The organism is Streptomyces sp. DvalAA-14 (assembly GCF_900091855.1).
Lineage (GTDB): Bacteria > Actinomycetota > Actinomycetes > Streptomycetales > Streptomycetaceae > Actinacidiphila.
This window is the reverse complement of record NZ_FMCH01000390.1, coordinates 22,018-38,428: the sequence shown is the minus strand read 5'-3', so window position 1 is coordinate 38,428 and position 16,411 is coordinate 22,018. Positions and strand designations below refer to the sequence as shown.

The following is a 16,411-nucleotide window of genomic DNA, read 5'->3' as shown; positions in this document are numbered from 1 at the left end:
CCAGCACGGCGCCCCGGGCGGTCCGCTGGGCCCGGCGGGAGACACCGGCGCTCAGTCCGACCGCACCGGCACCCCGGCAGGTGGCGGCCAACCCGCCCTCCCCCCGGCCGCATCCGCCCCGCCGACCGGGCCCGGCGGCACCGGCCGCCGCGCCCGCCGCGCCCTCGAACCGGCCGCACCCGACAACAGCCCCGCGGCCGACAACAGCCCCGTCCCCGTACCGCCGCAGGCCCCGCATCCGGCGCAGGCCGGCCCCCAGCAATCGCCCCAGGCCGCCGGCGGCCTCTCCACTTGGCCCGTGCCCGGTTCGATCGGCCCCGAACAGCCCGCGGGTCCGCCGGCGCTGCCCCGACAGTCCTCCTGGCCGCAGATCGCCCCCTCGACGGCCCCGAACCCGGCGTCCGCGGCGACCGCGGCCGGCCCCGCCCACGGGCTCGACGCGCTCAACACGCCCGCCATGTCCAACTCCCCCGACGCGGAGAATCCGGCCGATCCCTCGCACCCGGGCACGAACCCCAACGGCGTCGCCGACCCGGGTACGCCGACCCGCTCCCAGGACCCGTCCCACCAGAGCCACGGCCGTGCCATAAGCGTCCGCACGCTCGGCCAGGGCGTCCCCTTCGCGATGGAACCGCACTCCTCGCAGCCGCAGACGCCCACCCAGTCCGTCCAGGCCCAGAACCCGCAGGGCCTGCCGGCCCAGGTCGCGGCGGGTGGTTCGGGGCGCCGCCGGCGGCTCGCCCCGCCGCAGAACAGCCAGCCGCAGCAGAGCCACATCCTGCCGCAGGTGCCGAGCCGGCTGCCGAGCCAGGCGTCATCGAGCCAGATGCCCCATCAGCTGCAGAACCAGGCGCCCAACCAGGCACCGAATCAGGCACCGAATCAGGCAGCGGCCCAGATCCCGAGCCAGGCCGACGCCTCGGGCCCGGGCGGTGAGGCGCAGGCGCGGCAGCATCCGCAGGCGGACCCGGACAGCGGCCAGCTGCCGGCCCGCAAGCCGGACGCGCCACAGCAAGCACAGGCACCGCAGCAACCACACCAGCCGCAACCCCCCCATCACGCCCAGCACGCCCAGCAAGCCCAGCAGCAAATGCGGCAGCAGCCCGCGCCGCCCACCCAGGAGGCCGGGCCGCACCACTCCCTCGCGCCGCAGCCGGGCCCGGCCCGGGCCCCGCTCCCTCCGCACGCGCCCGGTCGTTCCTACGCGATAGGCGCCCCCGCGGAAGGCGCCGCCGAGGGCCCGGAGCCGCTGGACGGTCCGAACGGTGCCGTGGATGTCACCGACGTGACCGACGACCACCAGGAGGAGCTGCTCGACGAGCCGCGCCGCCTGCTGGTGTGGCCCGAGCCGGACATCTCCACCCGCCAGGCGCTGACCGACCGGGGCTACCGTCCGGTGATCGTACGATCGCGCGAAGAAGTCGACGCGCAGATCGCCGAACCGCCGGCCGCGCTCTTCGTGGACCCGCTGACCGGCCCGATCACCCGTACCGCGCTGCAGTCGCTGCGGCAGGCCGCGGCCGCGGCGGACGTACCGGTGCTGGTGACGGCGGGCCTCGGCCAGGCCACGCGCGAGGCCGCGTACGGCGCCGACCCGGCCGTCCTGCTCAAGGCCCTCGCGCCGCGCGACAGCGAGCAGCATCCGCCGCGCGTCCTGCTGGTGGAGAGTCACGAACCGATAGCGCAGGCGTTCGCCGCGACCCTGGAGCGGCGCGGCATGCAGGTCACGCACGCCGATTCCGAGTCCGACGCGATGACGAAGGCCGCGCAGGTCCACCCGAATCTGGTGGTGATGGACCTGATGCTGATCCGGCGCCGCCGGCAGGGCATCGTGGACTGGCTGCGCGGCAACGGCCGGCTCAACAACACGCCGCTGGTCGTCTACACCTCCGCCGACATCGACCCGGCCGAGCTGCCCCGGCTCGCCTCCGGCGAAACGGTGCTGTTCCTCGCCGAGCGTTCGACGAGTACGGACGTGCAGTCCCGGATCGTGGACCTGCTCGGCAAGATCGGCGCCTGAGGCACCCGAGGCACTTTCGGCGCCCGAGCTACCGGAGATATCCGCGGCGCCCGGTCCTCGACGGCCGCGCTCAGGAGGGGCCGGTGGGCGCTGCCGCGCACCGGCCACCCGGCCGCCACCCCTCAGAGCGTGGTGACGTCCAACTCCCCGTTGGCGTAGGCCTTCCGGATCACCTTCTTGTCGAACTTCCCGACGCTCGTCTTCGGCACCGCCGCCACGATCGCCCACCGCTCCGGCAGCTGCCAGCGGGCGATCCGGTCCGCCAGGAAGGCGAGCAGGTCCGCGTAGCCGGTGGTCGCGCCCTCGCGCAGGACGACGGTCGCCAGCGGGCGCTCCCCCCAGCGCTCGTCGGGCACCGCGACCACCGCCGCCTCGGTCACGTCCGGGTGCGCCATCAGGTGGTTCTCCAGCTCGACCGAGGAGATCCACTCGCCGCCCGACTTGATGACGTCCTTGGCACGGTCGGTGAGGGTGAGGTAGCCGTCGTCGGATATCACCCCGACATCACCGGTGCGCAGCCAGCCGTCCGGGCTGAACTTGTCCTCCGGCCGCAGCGGTTCCTCGCCCGCGCCGCCGTAGTAGGCGGCGGCGATCCACGGGCCGCGCACCTCCAGCTCACCGGCCGACTCCCCGTCCCACGGCATCACCGCGCCGTCCGGGCCGATCAGCCGGGGCTCGACGGAGGCGGGGAAGCGGCCCTGCGTGATGCGGTACGCCCACTCCTCCTCGCCGCTGACGCCGGCGGGCGACTGGGCGACGGTGCCGAGCGGGGAGGTCTCGGTCATCCCCCAGGCATGGCAGAGCCGCACGCCGAGTTGCTCGTCGAAAGCCTTCATCAGGGCCGGCGGGCAGGCCGAACCGCCGATGGTGACCTGCCTGAGCGAGCTGACGTCCCGGGGCTTGGCGGTGAGTTCGGCGAGCAGGCCCTGCCAGATGGTGGGCACCGCGGCGGCGTGCGTGGGGCGTTCGCTCTCGATCATCTCGGCGAGCGGCCCGGGCTGCAGGAAGCGGTCCGGCATCAGCAGATTGATCCCGGACATGAAGGCGGCGTGCGGCAGCCCCCAGGCGTTGACATGGAACATCGGCACGACCGGCAGTGAGAGGTCGTGCGAGCTCAGGCCCATGGACTCGGTCGTGTTGACCTGCAGCGAATGCAGATAGACCGAGCGGTGCGAGAAGACGACGCCCTTGGGGTCGCCGGTGGTGCCGGAGGTGTAGCACATGGCCGCGGCCTCGCGTTCGTCCAGCTCGGGCCAGTCGTACGTGGCCGGGCGGCCGTCCAGCAGCGCCTCGTACTCGTGCACGACGGGCCGGCACTCGTCGAGCAGCGTGAGGTCACCGGGCCCGACGACGACCAGGTGCTCGACGGACTCCAGCCGGGGGAGCAGCGGGGCGAGCAGGGGCAGCAGCGTGCCGTTGACCAGGATGACGCGGTCGGCGGCATGGTTGACGATCCAGACCAGCTGATCCGTGGGCAACCGCAGGTTCAAGGTGTGCAGCACGGCGCCCATGGCGGGAATGGCGAGGTAGGCCTCCATGTGCTCGCCGTTGTTCCACATCAGGGTGCCGACCCGGTCGCCGCGGTCGATACCCAGCTCGTCGCGCAGCGCGTTCGCGAGCCGGATCGAGCGCTCGCCGATCTCCCGGAAGGTGCGGCGCCTGGGCTCGCCCTCCCCGGTCCAGGTGGTGACCGTGGATCGGCCGTGCACCTGCGCTCCGTGCACCAGAATCCGGGTGACGGTCAGCGGAACATCCTGCATGGTGCTCAGCACACGGGCCTCCGGCGGCATCGACGAGGTCGGTTGCTCGTGATTCTGCTGGCATACCACTTGGTATGTCACTACCCCCGCGTTACCTTCCGCAGCGGCGGTCGGGGGTGGGGGCGGCGGGCGGCGATCCGGGACCGCCGGCCGGGGTCTCGCGGGCGGCGTTTCGCGGCGGGTGGTCGTGGCCCTCTGCCTGCGGGCGGCGGCTCAGGCCGCGGTCAGTTCCGCATCGGCCGCAGCATCCTCGGCCGGCGCGGCCACCTCGCCGCGCAGCAGGGCCAGTTCCGGATCCCCGCGCAGCTTGCCCAGCGCCCGCGACACCGCGCTCTTGACCGTGCCGACCGAGACGCCGAGCTGCTCGGCGGTCTGCACCTCGCTCATGTCCTCGAAGTAGCGCAGGACGACCATCGCCCGCTGCCGCGGTGGGAGCCGGGTGATGGCGCGCAGCAGGGCGTCGCGCTGGGCCTGCTGCTCGGTGAGGTCGGGACCGGTACCGGCCGGCTCCGGCAGCTCGTCGGTGCTGAACTCGTCCACCTTGCGCTTGCGCCACTGCGAGGTCCGGGTGTTGACCAGGGTCCGGCGGACATAGCCGTCGACGGCCCGGTGGTCGTCGATGCGGTCCCAGGCCAGATAGGTCTTGGTCAGCGCGGTCTGCAGCAAATCCTCGGCGTCGGCGGGGTTGGGAGTCAGGGAGCGCGCGGTGCGCAGCAGCGTCGGGCCCTTGGTGCGGACATAGGCCGTGAACTGCGTCGTATTGGCGCTGGTGCACACAGGCGTGGTCATGGCTCCACGCTAGGAGCACAGCCGGGTCGCGCGGATCGGCCGGAGGTGCCGACCACGGATCACTCTCAGGTCGTAGGCCGGGGGCCTTCCCCACCTTCCAGGGTCGGAGCCCGGGGGTGGTGTCCCGCAGGGGATGCACCTGGTGTGACGCCCGGCGCACTCCCTGTGGTGCGCGGTACGGGTCAGCCCACCACGGCGACGGGCGCGTCGAGCAGGTCGCGGTCGATGTTCAGCGACTTGCCACCGTACGTCTCGGTGACGCTGCCGTGGTACTGGTGGATCCGGGCGTGCGGGGTCCACGCGTCGGCGGCCAGCGACGGCTCGTCGACCAGGCTCGCCGGCACGCCCCAGCGGCCGAACCAGATCGCGTCCGGCAGATCCGCGGCCCCCGCGCGGCGGGCGCTCTCCAGATGGGTGACGCCGGAGTCCGCGCTGCTGTAGAAGCCGGAGAGGTAGCCGGCCGCCCGCAGCGCCCGGTCCCATGCCTGGATATACGTCAAGGTGGCCGCCTTGCAGGCGGTGTCGGTGATGTCGTACGCCTCCATGTCGAGGTAGAGCGCGCTGCCCGGATCGAGGCCGAGTGCCCCGGCGGCGCGGACGGCGTCCGCACCTTCGGAGGTGCCTTGGGCGGCGGGATTCTTGGTGTCGATGAGGTAGGGGTTCTTGTTGGTGCCCTCGACGCAAGGGCTCTGCGAGCCGACGTAGATCGGCAGCAGACTCCAGCCCGACGCGGTGGTCTGCCGCACCCAGTCCGGGGTGAGGTTGGCCTGGGTCGAGCAGGCGCGGGCCCGGCCGCCGAAGTAGATGCCGGCCGCGCCGTAGGAGGAGTGGGTGCGCCAGGCGTCCATGGTGGCGAGGTCAGGGGCCTGGCAGGTGTCGAATCCGTTGCCGCTGAAGACGCGGGGGGCGGGATCGGCGGCAGGGGTGGCGTGGGCGGCAGCAGCGGCGTCCCCGACCTCGGCGACGTCGGCGCCACCGTCACCGTCGTCGCCGGCATCAACGGCGTCATCGGCGCCAGGGGTGATCGTGGCGGTATCCCCCGCGGCGCCTTTCGGCGGGCGGGGCGTCGCCGAGGTCGCCGCGCCGGCCGGCAGCAGCAGCCCGGCCAGCGTGAGCGCACAGGTAAGAACATAAGGAATAAATGTATTTTTCAGCGTCATTCCGTGAGTGAACGACGGTGCGGGCGCCGTTCGACGGAGACACGCCGCCACCCACTCGTCTGCCGTACGGCTGGTCCGGCAGCATGGAGGGGCTCGCGGCGGCTTCACCTCGGCGGACCAGGGGCCGGTCCGGCGCGGTGAAACTTTGTCCACAGCCTGTGGACAGAACTCCCGGCTCGTCCTTCTCCTCTCGGGCTTCCCCTGCTGGCCCCCTCCGGGCCCCACTCCGGACCTTCGCCCCGGACCCGCGGACCCCCGGACCCCCTCGGACCCCCGCCCCGGAAACGCCGGGCGCGCGGCCGCATTCTCATGCCACCGCGCGTCCGCCGCTCCGCGCCACCGCCCCAGGCAGGTGACACGGCGTCACGTCACCGAACCCTTGCCACCGGGCCCGGCGTCGTCACCAGAGCTGCGCGAAGTGGATGTTGATGTTCTCCTGGTCGATGGAGGTGTAGCCGGAGCCGACCACGCTCGCGGTGTTGTTCTGGTTCGAGGCTCCGGCCCCGGTTGCGGCCTGCTGGGTCGTCGTCACGTTCCCGAAGTTGTGGCCGCCGACGTTGCCGCCGGAATTGCTCACCACCGTCGCATTCGAGTGCCGGCCCGCGAAAGCGCCGTCGTCGGCCGAAGCAGTGCCTGCGAACAGCACCGCCGCGAGGGGCAGTGCCGCGACGGCGGCCAGGACACGGGCGGTACGGATGCTTGCCATGGTGTTCCCTCCCAGGAAACAGACTCTTGTGCTGTCCGGCGGGCGGTTGGCCGACCGCTCCACCGTCGTTCATTCGGCGTCGCCAGGAAGAGAATTGCCCACCACGACCGGCCCGAATACCCCCGCATGATCCTTTTAGCTCGCAAGCGTGACGATCTGTCGATAAACCCACTGACCGCCCGTTTCCGGGTGATTGCACCAACACGCCCTCGATGCGGGCCGACGTCCGTGGTCACCGCCGCCATCGCGGGCGTAAATTATGACCTTATGACCGAATCGTTGGCATTCGATGTCCATGGCTCGGGGCCCGGCCTCGTCCTGCTCCACGGCACAGGCAGTAGCGGTCTCCGCACCTGGAACACGATCCTGGGAGGCCTCGCCGCCCAACACACCGTCGTCCTTCCCAACCTGCCCGGCTCCGGCGGCAGCCCCCTGCCGGCGGCCGGCACCTCCCTCGATCTGGACGTCGTCGCTGATCAGGTGGTCTCCGCGGCGCGCAACGCGGGCCTGGAGCGGTTCGCCCTGGCGGGCGCGTCCCTCGGCGGCGCGCTCGCCGTGCGCGCCGCCATCCGCCACCCCGAGTTCGTCACGCGCCTGATCACGGTTGCTGGCTTCGCCCGTCCGCGCCCCACCTTGCGGCTGAACCTCCAACTGCTGGCCTCGATGTACACCAGGGGAGACGACGACGCGAGCAGGCTGATCACCTCGCTCTCCTTCGCCGAGGACTATCTCGACGCGCTGCCCGAGGGCGCCCTCCAGCAGGTGCTGCGGCAGATCGGCGAGCTGCGACCGGAACTCGGCACCACCGCCCAGATCGAACTCGCCCTGAGCATCGACGTACGCGACGACCTGCCCCGCCTCCGCGTACCGACGCTGGTGCTCACGGCCACCGGCGACCGCTTCGTGGCGCCCGCGCACGCGTACGAGATCGCCGCGGCGGTCCCCGACGGCCGGCTCGTGGAGATCCCGGGCGGCCACGCGGCGCACGTCGAGGACCCCACCCGGTCGTTGTCGGAGCTGCTGACCTTCCTGGCGGAGGGCGAGTGACGGCCGGCCGCGCCGCTGTTCCGGGCCACGTACGGCAGGACGGCGGGCAGGGCAGCGGGTACGCGGTCGACCCGCAGGGGACCGCCCTGACGTCGAGAACGCACAGGCGAAGGGCCCGACCGCGAGGCGGTCGGGCCCTTCGTCGTCACTGCCGGTCAGTCACCGTGACCGAACGGCCGTCCGGCCCGGGAGCCGTAAAGCCGTGAAGCCAGGCGGGCTGACGCCTGTCGGCGACGCGTACTGGTTGCGGTGCGGTCAGTTCGTCGTACGGCGAGGCCCGTCCAGCGGGTGCCGGCCGGGAATCACCGTGGGCGCCGAGCTGAGGCCGCCGCCCGGCGTGGCCGCAGGAGCGGCGAACGTCGGCGCGATGGTCGCGGCGCGGGCCGAGGCCTTCGCCGTCGGGGTGGCAGCCGGCGGAATGCCGCCCGCCGCCCAGTCGGTGTCGACCCACGAGGTGCCGAGGGCGACCGCGTTGGCCAGGTCGGTGCGCATGTTCAGCGGGTACGAGGTGTTCGGCCCGAACATCTGGACGTTCTGCACACTCGCCGACTCCTGCGTCAGATACGCCTTGGTGGAGGGAGTCAGCAGCGCCTCGGTGGACCACAGAATCGGTCCGTAGGTGGCGTTGACCGCGTCACCCACCGCCGCGTTCTGCCAGGTCCAGGTGTCCTGGACGGTCGCCACGCCCGGGGCCGCCCACCAGAACTGCGCCAGGTCGACTGCCGTCTTGTCGGACGAGCCGCCGTCGATCGCCCAGTAGTTCCAGTCCTTCTTCAACGGCGTCTTGAGCAGGGTCACTTCGGCGTTGTGCCCGACCGTCACCAGGTTGGTCTTGCTGGGGTTCAGCGCGTTGAGGAAGTTGGTGATCGAACTGGTCGGCGTGGTGCCGCGCGTGAGCAGCACCACTCCCAGGCCGTGGTAACCCAGCGCGCCCGCGGCGGCGGAGGCCGACATCGGGTCGTGGAAGTCGTTGCCGTCCGCGACAAAGACCCATTCGGGGGCCCGGGTGATCTGCTGGGCCACCCGCACCGACACCGACGCGAGGTCCGAGCCGCCGAGCCGCACGATTTTGTAGCCCAGCGCGGCCACCTTGTTGACCTCGGCGCTGCTGATCAGGTTGGTACCGCCGATCACATAGACGGTGCCGCCCTTCGGCAGGGTGCGCTTCAGCTCGGCGGACGCGGTCGAGTCCAGCGAGTTGGCCGAGGTCATGAGGACCGGGCCCTGCTTCTCGGCGGCGAGCGAGATCGCCGGCGAGGAGTAGATCGTGTTGCCCTTGTTGATCAGGACCGCCGACTTGGCCGGGAGCAGCCCCGGCACGTGCGCCTTGCCGACGGTGTCGAACGCCCAGCGCGACGCGGCCTGGTCGACGGTGACCGCCCCGGTGCCGTACACCCGGGAGAAGATGTTCTTGCGCAGCGGCTGCCACGACGGGTTCATGCCGGTGGTGCTGACCGTGCTGACCGAGCCGTCGGACAGCGTGACCAGCTCGACGGTGGTGCTGCTGTCCCCGGCGACGTCGTAGGCGATCCGGCCGCCGTCCGGGTCCCAGGTCGGGTGCAGGTGGTCGGCCGCGGTGGTCGTCACCTGGGTGACAGCTGTGCCGTCCGCCTTCGCGGTGAAGATCTGTCGGTGGCCGTCCACCACCCGGACGAAGGCCAGCTGACTGCCGTCGGCCGAGTACACCGGGGACGAGGCGTTGGTGATCGTCTTCACCAGGGTGTCGGCGGTCGGGTCGTACGTCCATACGTCCGGTGCGGCGTCGCTGCCCGTCGCGACCCGGTCGAAGGCGACCTGGCCGGTCGGGCTCGTCGTCGGGTTGTCGTCCCAGACGCCGGCCGGGTACTTGGCGCCGGTGAGCAGCGGCTGCGAGGCGAAGGAGCCGTCGGACGGACCGTAGGACAGCTCACCGCCCGAGCCGGAGATGACGTAGCTGCCGTCGAACCAGTAGACGGGACCGGTGAAGCCCGGGCCCTGGGCGCCGCCGTTCGCACCGGGCAGCTTGATCAGCGACGAGTCGCCGGTCGTCCGCCCGGTGACCAGCTGCTCGTTCGAGCCGGCCACCACCCGGGTGCCGTCGGGCGCCCAGCCCGCGGTGATGCCGTTGTCGGCGATGGAGGGCACCGAGGTGAGTCCGGTGCCGTCCGGCTTGACCGTGTACAGGTGCGAGCCGGAGCCGCCGGACAGGGCGATCACTCCGCCCTTCGCGCTGATCGTCGTCGCTCCGGCACTGGGCATGGTGACGGCGAGCGCGCCGGCCGCCAATGAGGCGACCGAGATGAGCGCCGCAAGGTTGCGGCGCGAGGTTGTCTTCAAGCAAACCCCCCACAGGTTTCGAGACTGATGTGCCGCCGGGACGCTGACCCCTGCCACCCCCGTGGTCCCGTAGTTCGGCCGCCGAAGTATATGCGGCAGGGGTGACAACGATCGAAACAATTACGGTCCGATTCCGGCGGCGAGGGACTCGCGCGGTTGCCGCGGCGCTCGGCCGGCCGACGTGCACACGGAGGGTGTTCACGCCGGGACGCAGAGCGATACCGCCGTCGCCTCACCCGTGCCGACTGCCCGAGATCGAGCCGCTGTGCGCATGCATCCGATCACATCGGTGTCTACGCTGGAATGGAGTGAAATGCACCCAAATGGGTCAAGCACGACGAGGAGGCGAACGAGTGATGGCGAAGGTCCTTTTCATAGTGAGCGGAGCGACGTACTGGGTCCTGCAGGACGGCACCAGGTACGCGACCGGTTACTGGGCGGAGGAGTTCGCGAACCCGTACAAGGAGCTCACCGACGCCGGCCACGAGGTCGTGGTGGCGACGCCCGGGGGCGCCATCCCGAACGTCGACATGATGAGCCTGCGCCCCGCCATGGCAGGCGGCGAGAAAGGCGCCTTCGAGCTGGAGCGCATCATCCGCGACGCGGAGGTGATGCGCCGGCCGCTCGAGCTGGCCGACGTGCGCCTCGAGGACTACGACGCGGTCTATCTGCCGGGCGGCCACGGCCCGATGTCGGACCTCGCGTTCGACGCCGACGCGGGCCGGCTCCTCACCGCCCAGCTCGAATCCGGCAACCCGCTCGCGATCGTCTGCCACGGCCCGGCCGCGATGCTGGCCACCCGGATCCACGGCGAGTCGCCCTTCAAGGGCTACAAGGTCACCGGCTTCACCAACGAGGAGGAAGAGGCCGTCGGCCTGGCCCCCAAGGCAACCTGGCTGCTGGAGACCGACCTCAAGGAGAAGGTCGGCGTCGACTACAGCCGCGGCCCGATCTGGGAGCCGTACCTGGTGGAGGACCGCAACCTCATCACCGGGCAGAACCCCCACTCCGCGGCGGTGCTGGGCGAGAAGCTGCTGCAGGTCCTGGCGTGAGGACGATTGCCGAAGCTCCGGCCTGGGCGGCCGGGACGATGTGGGCCGGCCGACCGGCCGGCCCTCACCGAGCGGCCTGAGAGGTCGGAACCGTCCGAGCCGCCTGAGCCGAAAGGTGCGGGAGCGCCCTTCGGCGGGGCGGGGGCGGGCCGATGAATTCAAGCTGAAGACAAGCGGACCGTCTGCGTCCGGCCCCGACACCAACTGCCCGGATCGCGGCCGCTGACAGGCTTCCTCATAGCTGCAGTCGGTCGCTATCGCTTCGAGCCGGGCCATGGCAACCACCGGGTCGATCCCTTTCAGGGACACCGCGTCGAGCGCGGCCCGACCGGGCCCTCCAGACGATTCGGCCACAGCGACAGCGGCTTGATCGTCAACAGCCGAGAAGTAGTCGAACAGCGTCATGCCGCCGATTCTGGCATCCATGACCGACAGCCCTCCCGATACGAAGAGAGGGCGATAGTCCTCCGCAGTCCTCCGCGCGGACGCTCGGCTCGCCTATCAGTACGTCACGGATCGCCGCGAGGCTGTCGCCGAGAACAGGCCCGCCGGTGCGGAGAGCTGCTCAGGGTCGAAGAACGACATCAAGAACCACGTCGGGGTCGGCGGCGTACATTCCGCTCGCCCAAGCGGCGTAGGCCCCGATCACTGCCCGTCGCCCGCCGTCCAGTTGGCCGACATCAACCACAATCGCGGACGGCAGGCCGAGTCCGTGGGCGGCCAGCAGGGCGCTGCGTATGAATGACTCCGTCCAGGACGAACTGGCGGTAATCGGATCAGAGTTGGGCAATTTCGCCGACCAGCACGAGTGTCCGCGGGTCAACCGCGTCCGGGCCCGGCAACCGTGATCCGTCGGCGTTGACCAGTGCCGGTACGACCTTGAGCCGAGTTGTCGGAGGCGGCTTGTACCCTGCACTCATTCGACGATCGGACGATCACGGGTACGGGCATGCGGGCACGGGGCGGATGTCCAGGGGCGGGAGCGCGGGGATTTTCAGTGGGTGACGCACATGCGATACGAAGCCGCAGACCGGGCCTCTCGGTCGGTGTGCGCATCATCGCCGGGGTCGTTCTCGCCGCGATCGGGGTCGTCGGCGCCTTGCTCCAGCACGACGCTCCTCGCCGGAGTGCGGAGCCGCGTACGGAGCTCACCGCGAACAACCCGCCTACCGGCTTGCCCACCGTGCTCACCACCGGCCAGCACCTCCAGTGGTCCCGCTGCACCTCGCCGCCCACCGCGCGCACGGGCTACGACTGCGCCACCATGAAGACCCCCCTCGACTACCGGAAACCAGACGGCAGGACGATCGATGTCGCCCTGATCCGCCGCAAGGCCACCGGCCCGAACGCCCGGCGCATCGGCTCGCTCGTCCTGAACTTCGGCGGCCCCGGCGTGTCCGGCGTGCGGGGACTGCCCGAATTCCTCAACCAGTACGAGCCGCTTCTCGACCGCTATGACCTGGTGTCCTTCGACCCGCGCGGCGTCGGCGCGACCATCCCCGTGCGCTGCGGGAAGACCGCGGACGACGCTCCCTACGGCCGGGCCCACGCCTGCGCCGACCACTCCCGGGCGCTTCTCCCGTACATCGGCACCTCGCACACCGCGCGTGACCTCGACCTGATGCGCTACCTCCTCGGTGACGAGCGGCTGCACTACTTCGGCGTCTCGTACGGAACGGCGCTCGGCGCGGTCTACGCCCACCTGTACCCGTCACACGTCGGACGGCTCGTCCTCGAAGCATCCGTCGATCCGACCGAGGACCTCGACGAGAAGCAGGTGTCGCAGGTCAAGGCGGTCCAAGCGGCATTCGACCGGTTCGCTGCGCACTGCGCGGCCCGTATCCGCCAGTGCCCGACCGGCGACGGGCCCGAGGAGGCCGCCCGACGCATGGCGCGCCTCGCCGACCGCCTGACGAAGAAGCCCGCCCCTGCCGGCGACGGAAGGAAGCTCGACGCCGACGACCTCGCGTACGACGTCAGCGCCTATCTCGGCCTCGGCACCGACGCCTGGTCCCCGCTTGCCAAGGCCCTCTCCGCCTTGATCGACCACAACGACGGCCGTCCGCTGAGCGAGGGCGCGGACGACAACGGATCCGCCGACCCCGCTGCGACCCCGGGCGACAGCAGCCACCCCGCCCAGATCGCGATCACCTGCGCGGACTCCAGCCTGCGCCCCGGCTTCGAACAACTCGACCGGGACGGGGCCCGCGTCAAAGCTGCCTCGCCCGTCTTCGGCGCGGCCTGGTCCATCGGCGTCTACCTCTGTTACGACTGGCCGTTCAACGGCGAGCGCGCCACGCTCCAAGTGAACGCGGAGGGCGCGGCCCCCGTCCTCGTGGTCGGCGGCACCGGCGACCCGAATACCCCCTACTCCGGCGCCCGCCACATGGCCCGCGCCTTGGGCGACGGTGTCGGCGTGCTCCTGACGGCCGAGGAGGAGGGCCACGGCACATACCCGCAGAACACTTGCGTCGCGGAGACGGTCGACCGGTACCTCCGCACGGGCCACACCCCGGCCCCGGGGACGGTTTGCCGGGGCAGCATGTCGTCCTGAGGCCCGTACGGATCCGCCGGCCAGCCAGCACACCGGTTCGCTCCCAGGGGCTCCGGGCGGCCATCACCACGCCGGACGGTCCCCACAAGGGATGGATCCGCGCAACGCCATCGGACGCGAGGTCCCGACCTCGTTTCCGCCCGGCACAGTGGACGGGCAGCCTTCGAAGACCGACGGGGTGTCAGCCCCGACCAGGGCTGACACCCCGTAATCCGGTCGTCCTCTGGTCCACCCAGGCTGGTCGACAGCGGGATACGTGCGGCCGGAGGCGAGGCAGCCGCAGCACAGAGGGGGTGCCCCGAACCTCGGGGCACCCCCTCTGACGTGCGACTACGCCGACCTGGGCGGAGGCTGTGGGATTTGAACCCACGGTGACATCGCTGCCACGACGGTTTTCAAGACCGACTGGCGGTGTGGGGGGGGCGCGAGGTGTGACCTACGGCGGAGTCGCTGTCCGAGCGAGGCAGAACTGACCTCTGACCATAGGTCGACCACAGCCTCCGTCCAGAGAGAAACAGCCCCGCAGCTGTGGGAGCACAGTCCGGCTGCGTCAGATCTGTGAAGCACGTTCAAGGTCACCACAGCCACACCCCCACAGCGCAGTTCCACCACCAGCCGTCAGCGGGAGGGCCCGGCAGACGGAGTCGGAGATTCTTGAGGGGGCATGTCTGCGCTGGTCAGACACCGGAAACCCTTCAGCTTGCGACTCCGCCAATGTACCGGCAACAGCCGCCGAGCCGTTGCAAGCGCAAGGCTCAGCTCCCCTCACGGGGTTCCCGAGCTACATCGATGATCAGACCACAGCGACAATGACCGACAAACTTAAGCATATGTACCAATATCTGACATCGATACACAACAGCCCATGTCGTACCCCAGGCGAGTGAACCTCAAGTTTGCAGGCGCGATAGATCACGGAGCAGCTATCCTTCACCGGTGGGACGCTGTGCGACTCGGACCATGACAGCATCTGGAGTCTCCATCAGCCGTCACTATAAAATGGAGAACCATGACCCTCGACGTCGCAGCAGGAACCCAACTCCGGTTCGCAGAGTACTTTACAGAACTCAGGAGCGAGCCGCAGGCAAGCCCATCTCTGCTCGAAATGTGGTTTCCTGCACGCGAGCTCTCGCAACTGATTGCCAAAGACCGGCGAGTGCGGGATCCAGCTTACGCTGCCCACCGTTGGTGGGCTCGACGCCCCCCAGCTCTACTCCGTGCACTACTCATTGCGAGTGTCCTTCCTTCCAATGTAGGGGCTCAGGAATTTTGGGATAAATATTCGTCAGAAGACCATCACCTGGCGGGCAAGACCGTCTACGACCCATTCATGGGCGGGGGCTCAACTCTGGTGGAAGCCCAGCGGCTGGGTGCTTCCGTTATGGGCTCAGACGTAGACCCCATGTCTGTTCGCATTGTCAAGTCAGAGCTTGCGCCGGTCGACGGAAAACGACTGCGAGAATATGGCAAACTTCTACTTGACCATCTTAACTCACGTTTGTCCTGGCTTTACCCTTCGGGACCCGAAGCGGAACCCTTGCACTACTTCTCGATCGCAGAAGTGCAATGCCCCTCGTGTAATTCAACAGGACCTCTCTATCGCAATTTGATCTTGGTACGGGATCCGAAGAAAATGGGCGCCGTTGTACGCGACCATGCAGTTACAGTCTTCTGCCCGCTATGCTCGAAGCTTCATGATCTGGAATCGATAGATCGCAAAGAGATACAGTGCTGCGGTAAGCGGTTCAAGATTTCGCAAGGTACATTCCGATCAGGAGCATACAACTGCCCATCATGCGGCGTTGCGTCTACCCATCGCGAACTTAAGACTGGCGCCGCCAGTCGGCGTGTCCTGGCCGTCGAAGAGACGCAGACAAATGGCCGACGCCGCCTTCGGGCTCCCAGTAGTGCGGATGAAGCTGAGCAAGTCAAATCCACTCGGCAGTGGAGCGTACAGCGTCATCATCTTCCACACCCCGATGGAGAGATCAGAGCAACGCGGTCTGACGAGCGACCTCGGAGCTACGGCATCGACAGGTACGAGGATCTCTTCACTCCGCGTCAGTTGCTTGTGTTGGGACACGCACTGAGTTGGATCCGCGAAAATGTTCAAGTCGAGAGTTTTCGCCGAGCGCTTGAGCTTGCAGTCTCAAACGCTCTCGCGACCAACAACAGACTGTGCGGGTATGCGACCGACTATGGTCGACTGTCCGCCCTATTCTCGGTGCGGGGATATTCTCTTCCAGCCTTGACAGTGGAACTCAACCCACTACATGCGACGGCCGGACGCGGAACTATTGCAGCCTGTATCGAACGTGTTGCAAAGTCAGATACAAGGAAAGTCCGTCGGCACATTTGGGATACTCAAATTTGCCAACCGGTACCGAATCTCTTCTCCTTCTCCGAAAACCCCCAGCCTCTCTGGGTGGGGCTGAAGAATGCCACATCCGCTTCTGATATTGAGGCACTTGAGAAGATTGATGTCGCCATATTCGATCCTCCCTATTTTGACTTCATCGCGTACGACGAATTGTCAGAGTTCCATCGCGCTTGGTTCGGAGAGCTCGATCTCGCCGGCGATCCCCTGCTACCCAAACGCGAAGATCCTGTTCAGTCGTTCGGAAAGCAGCTCGGTTCTTGCCTCAGCGAAATGGTAAAGCGTGCTCGGGGATCTAATCCCTTTGCCTTCACTTATCATTCTTCCAACCCCGACGCGTGGAAGGCAGTGGGGGTGGCTTTGGACTACGCCGGACTTGCAGTCACGAAGCTTTGGCCGATTCGCAGCGACGAGCACATGGGGCATCATAGTAATCCTGGTAACTGTGAGTGGGACGTTGTCGTCGTCTGCCGGCCGAAGGACGCTACGATCGCAGAGGCGCTCACAGACGAAGTCAGCATCTGGGTCTCCGAGATGAAACCTCTGGAGGTCAATGATGCTGACACCCAAAATTTCTCATTCGCTATCGCTATGGCTCGGCCTCGATTCGCCAAAGTATTCTAAAGATAG

9 protein-coding genes, 1 tRNA gene and 3 pseudogenes are annotated in these 16,411 nt (G+C 68.9%); 6 read left to right on the top strand and 7 right to left on the bottom strand.

Annotation, left to right across the window (positions count from 1 at the left end):
* Positions 1-2,020, top strand: a pseudogene (locus GA0115240_RS38425) (hypothetical protein); the annotation flags it as partial.
* Positions 2,021-2,142: 122 nt separating this feature from the next.
* Here the strand turns inward: GA0115240_RS38425 and GA0115240_RS20770 are convergent.
* The 4 genes from GA0115240_RS20770 to GA0115240_RS20755 form a co-directional block, all read right to left on the bottom strand.
* The gene (locus GA0115240_RS20770) at positions 2,143-3,792 is read right to left on the bottom strand and encodes a long-chain fatty acid--CoA ligase (RefSeq protein ID WP_093738408.1); all 1,650 of its coding nucleotides are present in this window, start codon (positions 3,790-3,792) and stop codon (positions 2,143-2,145) included.
* 201 nt (positions 3,793-3,993) lie between these two features.
* Positions 3,994-4,569: a SigE family RNA polymerase sigma factor gene (locus GA0115240_RS20765; protein WP_093738392.1), complete on the bottom strand. Its 576-nt coding sequence runs from the start codon at positions 4,567-4,569 to the stop codon at positions 3,994-3,996.
* A 182-nt stretch (positions 4,570-4,751) separates the two neighbouring features.
* Positions 4,752-5,729, bottom strand: a complete 978-nt coding sequence (locus GA0115240_RS20760) for a DUF1906 domain-containing protein (protein ID WP_237555058.1) — start codon at positions 5,727-5,729, stop codon at positions 4,752-4,754.
* A 400-nt stretch (positions 5,730-6,129) separates the two neighbouring features.
* Positions 6,130-6,435 carry a hypothetical protein gene (locus GA0115240_RS20755; protein WP_093738390.1) on the bottom strand — a complete coding sequence of 102 codons (306 nt, stop codon included), beginning with the start codon at positions 6,433-6,435 and terminating at the stop codon, positions 6,130-6,132.
* Between the two features lie 267 nt (positions 6,436-6,702).
* Here GA0115240_RS20755 and GA0115240_RS20750 point away from each other — a divergent pair, with 267 nt between their 5' ends.
* Positions 6,703-7,482: an alpha/beta fold hydrolase gene (locus GA0115240_RS20750; protein WP_093738388.1), complete on the top strand. Its 780-nt coding sequence runs from the start codon at positions 6,703-6,705 to the stop codon at positions 7,480-7,482.
* A gap of 255 nt (positions 7,483-7,737) precedes the next feature.
* On the opposite strand, the gene GA0115240_RS20745 is transcribed toward GA0115240_RS20750, so the two are convergent.
* Complete coding sequence (locus GA0115240_RS20745; RefSeq protein ID WP_141708909.1) at positions 7,738-9,798, bottom strand: cell wall-binding repeat-containing protein; 2,061 nt, start codon at positions 9,796-9,798, stop codon at positions 7,738-7,740.
* A 356-nt stretch (positions 9,799-10,154) separates the two neighbouring features.
* Here GA0115240_RS20745 and GA0115240_RS20740 point away from each other — a divergent pair, with 356 nt between their 5' ends.
* Entirely contained in the window at positions 10,155-10,850 is a 696-nt protein-coding gene (locus GA0115240_RS20740; RefSeq protein WP_176725126.1) for a type 1 glutamine amidotransferase domain-containing protein, read from the top strand.
* Positions 10,851-11,415: 565 nt separating this feature from the next.
* On the opposite strand, the pseudogene GA0115240_RS37050 reads toward GA0115240_RS20740, so the two are convergent.
* A pseudogene (locus GA0115240_RS37050) lies at positions 11,416-11,731 on the bottom strand (DUF4343 domain-containing protein); the annotation flags it as partial.
* Positions 11,732-11,898: 167 nt separating this feature from the next.
* On the opposite strand from GA0115240_RS37050, the gene GA0115240_RS20735 reads away from it, so the two are divergent.
* Positions 11,899-13,404, top strand: coding sequence for an alpha/beta hydrolase (locus tag GA0115240_RS20735; RefSeq protein ID WP_256069905.1), 1,506 nt, complete (start codon positions 11,899-11,901; stop codon positions 13,402-13,404).
* A 345-nt stretch (positions 13,405-13,749) separates the two neighbouring features.
* Here the strand turns inward: GA0115240_RS20735 and GA0115240_RS37045 are convergent.
* Positions 13,750-13,906 (bottom strand) — tRNA-Ser (locus GA0115240_RS37045).
* A gap of 507 nt (positions 13,907-14,413) precedes the next feature.
* On the opposite strand from GA0115240_RS37045, the pseudogene GA0115240_RS39335 reads away from it, so the two are divergent.
* Positions 14,414-14,659, top strand: a pseudogene (locus GA0115240_RS39335) (DUF1156 domain-containing protein); the annotation flags it as partial.
* A 1,170-nt stretch (positions 14,660-15,829) separates the two neighbouring features.
* Positions 15,830-16,405 carry a hypothetical protein gene (locus GA0115240_RS38420; RefSeq protein ID WP_237555056.1) on the top strand — a complete coding sequence of 192 codons (576 nt, stop codon included), beginning with the start codon at positions 15,830-15,832 and terminating at the stop codon, positions 16,403-16,405.
* Positions 16,406-16,411 lie beyond the last annotated feature (6 nt).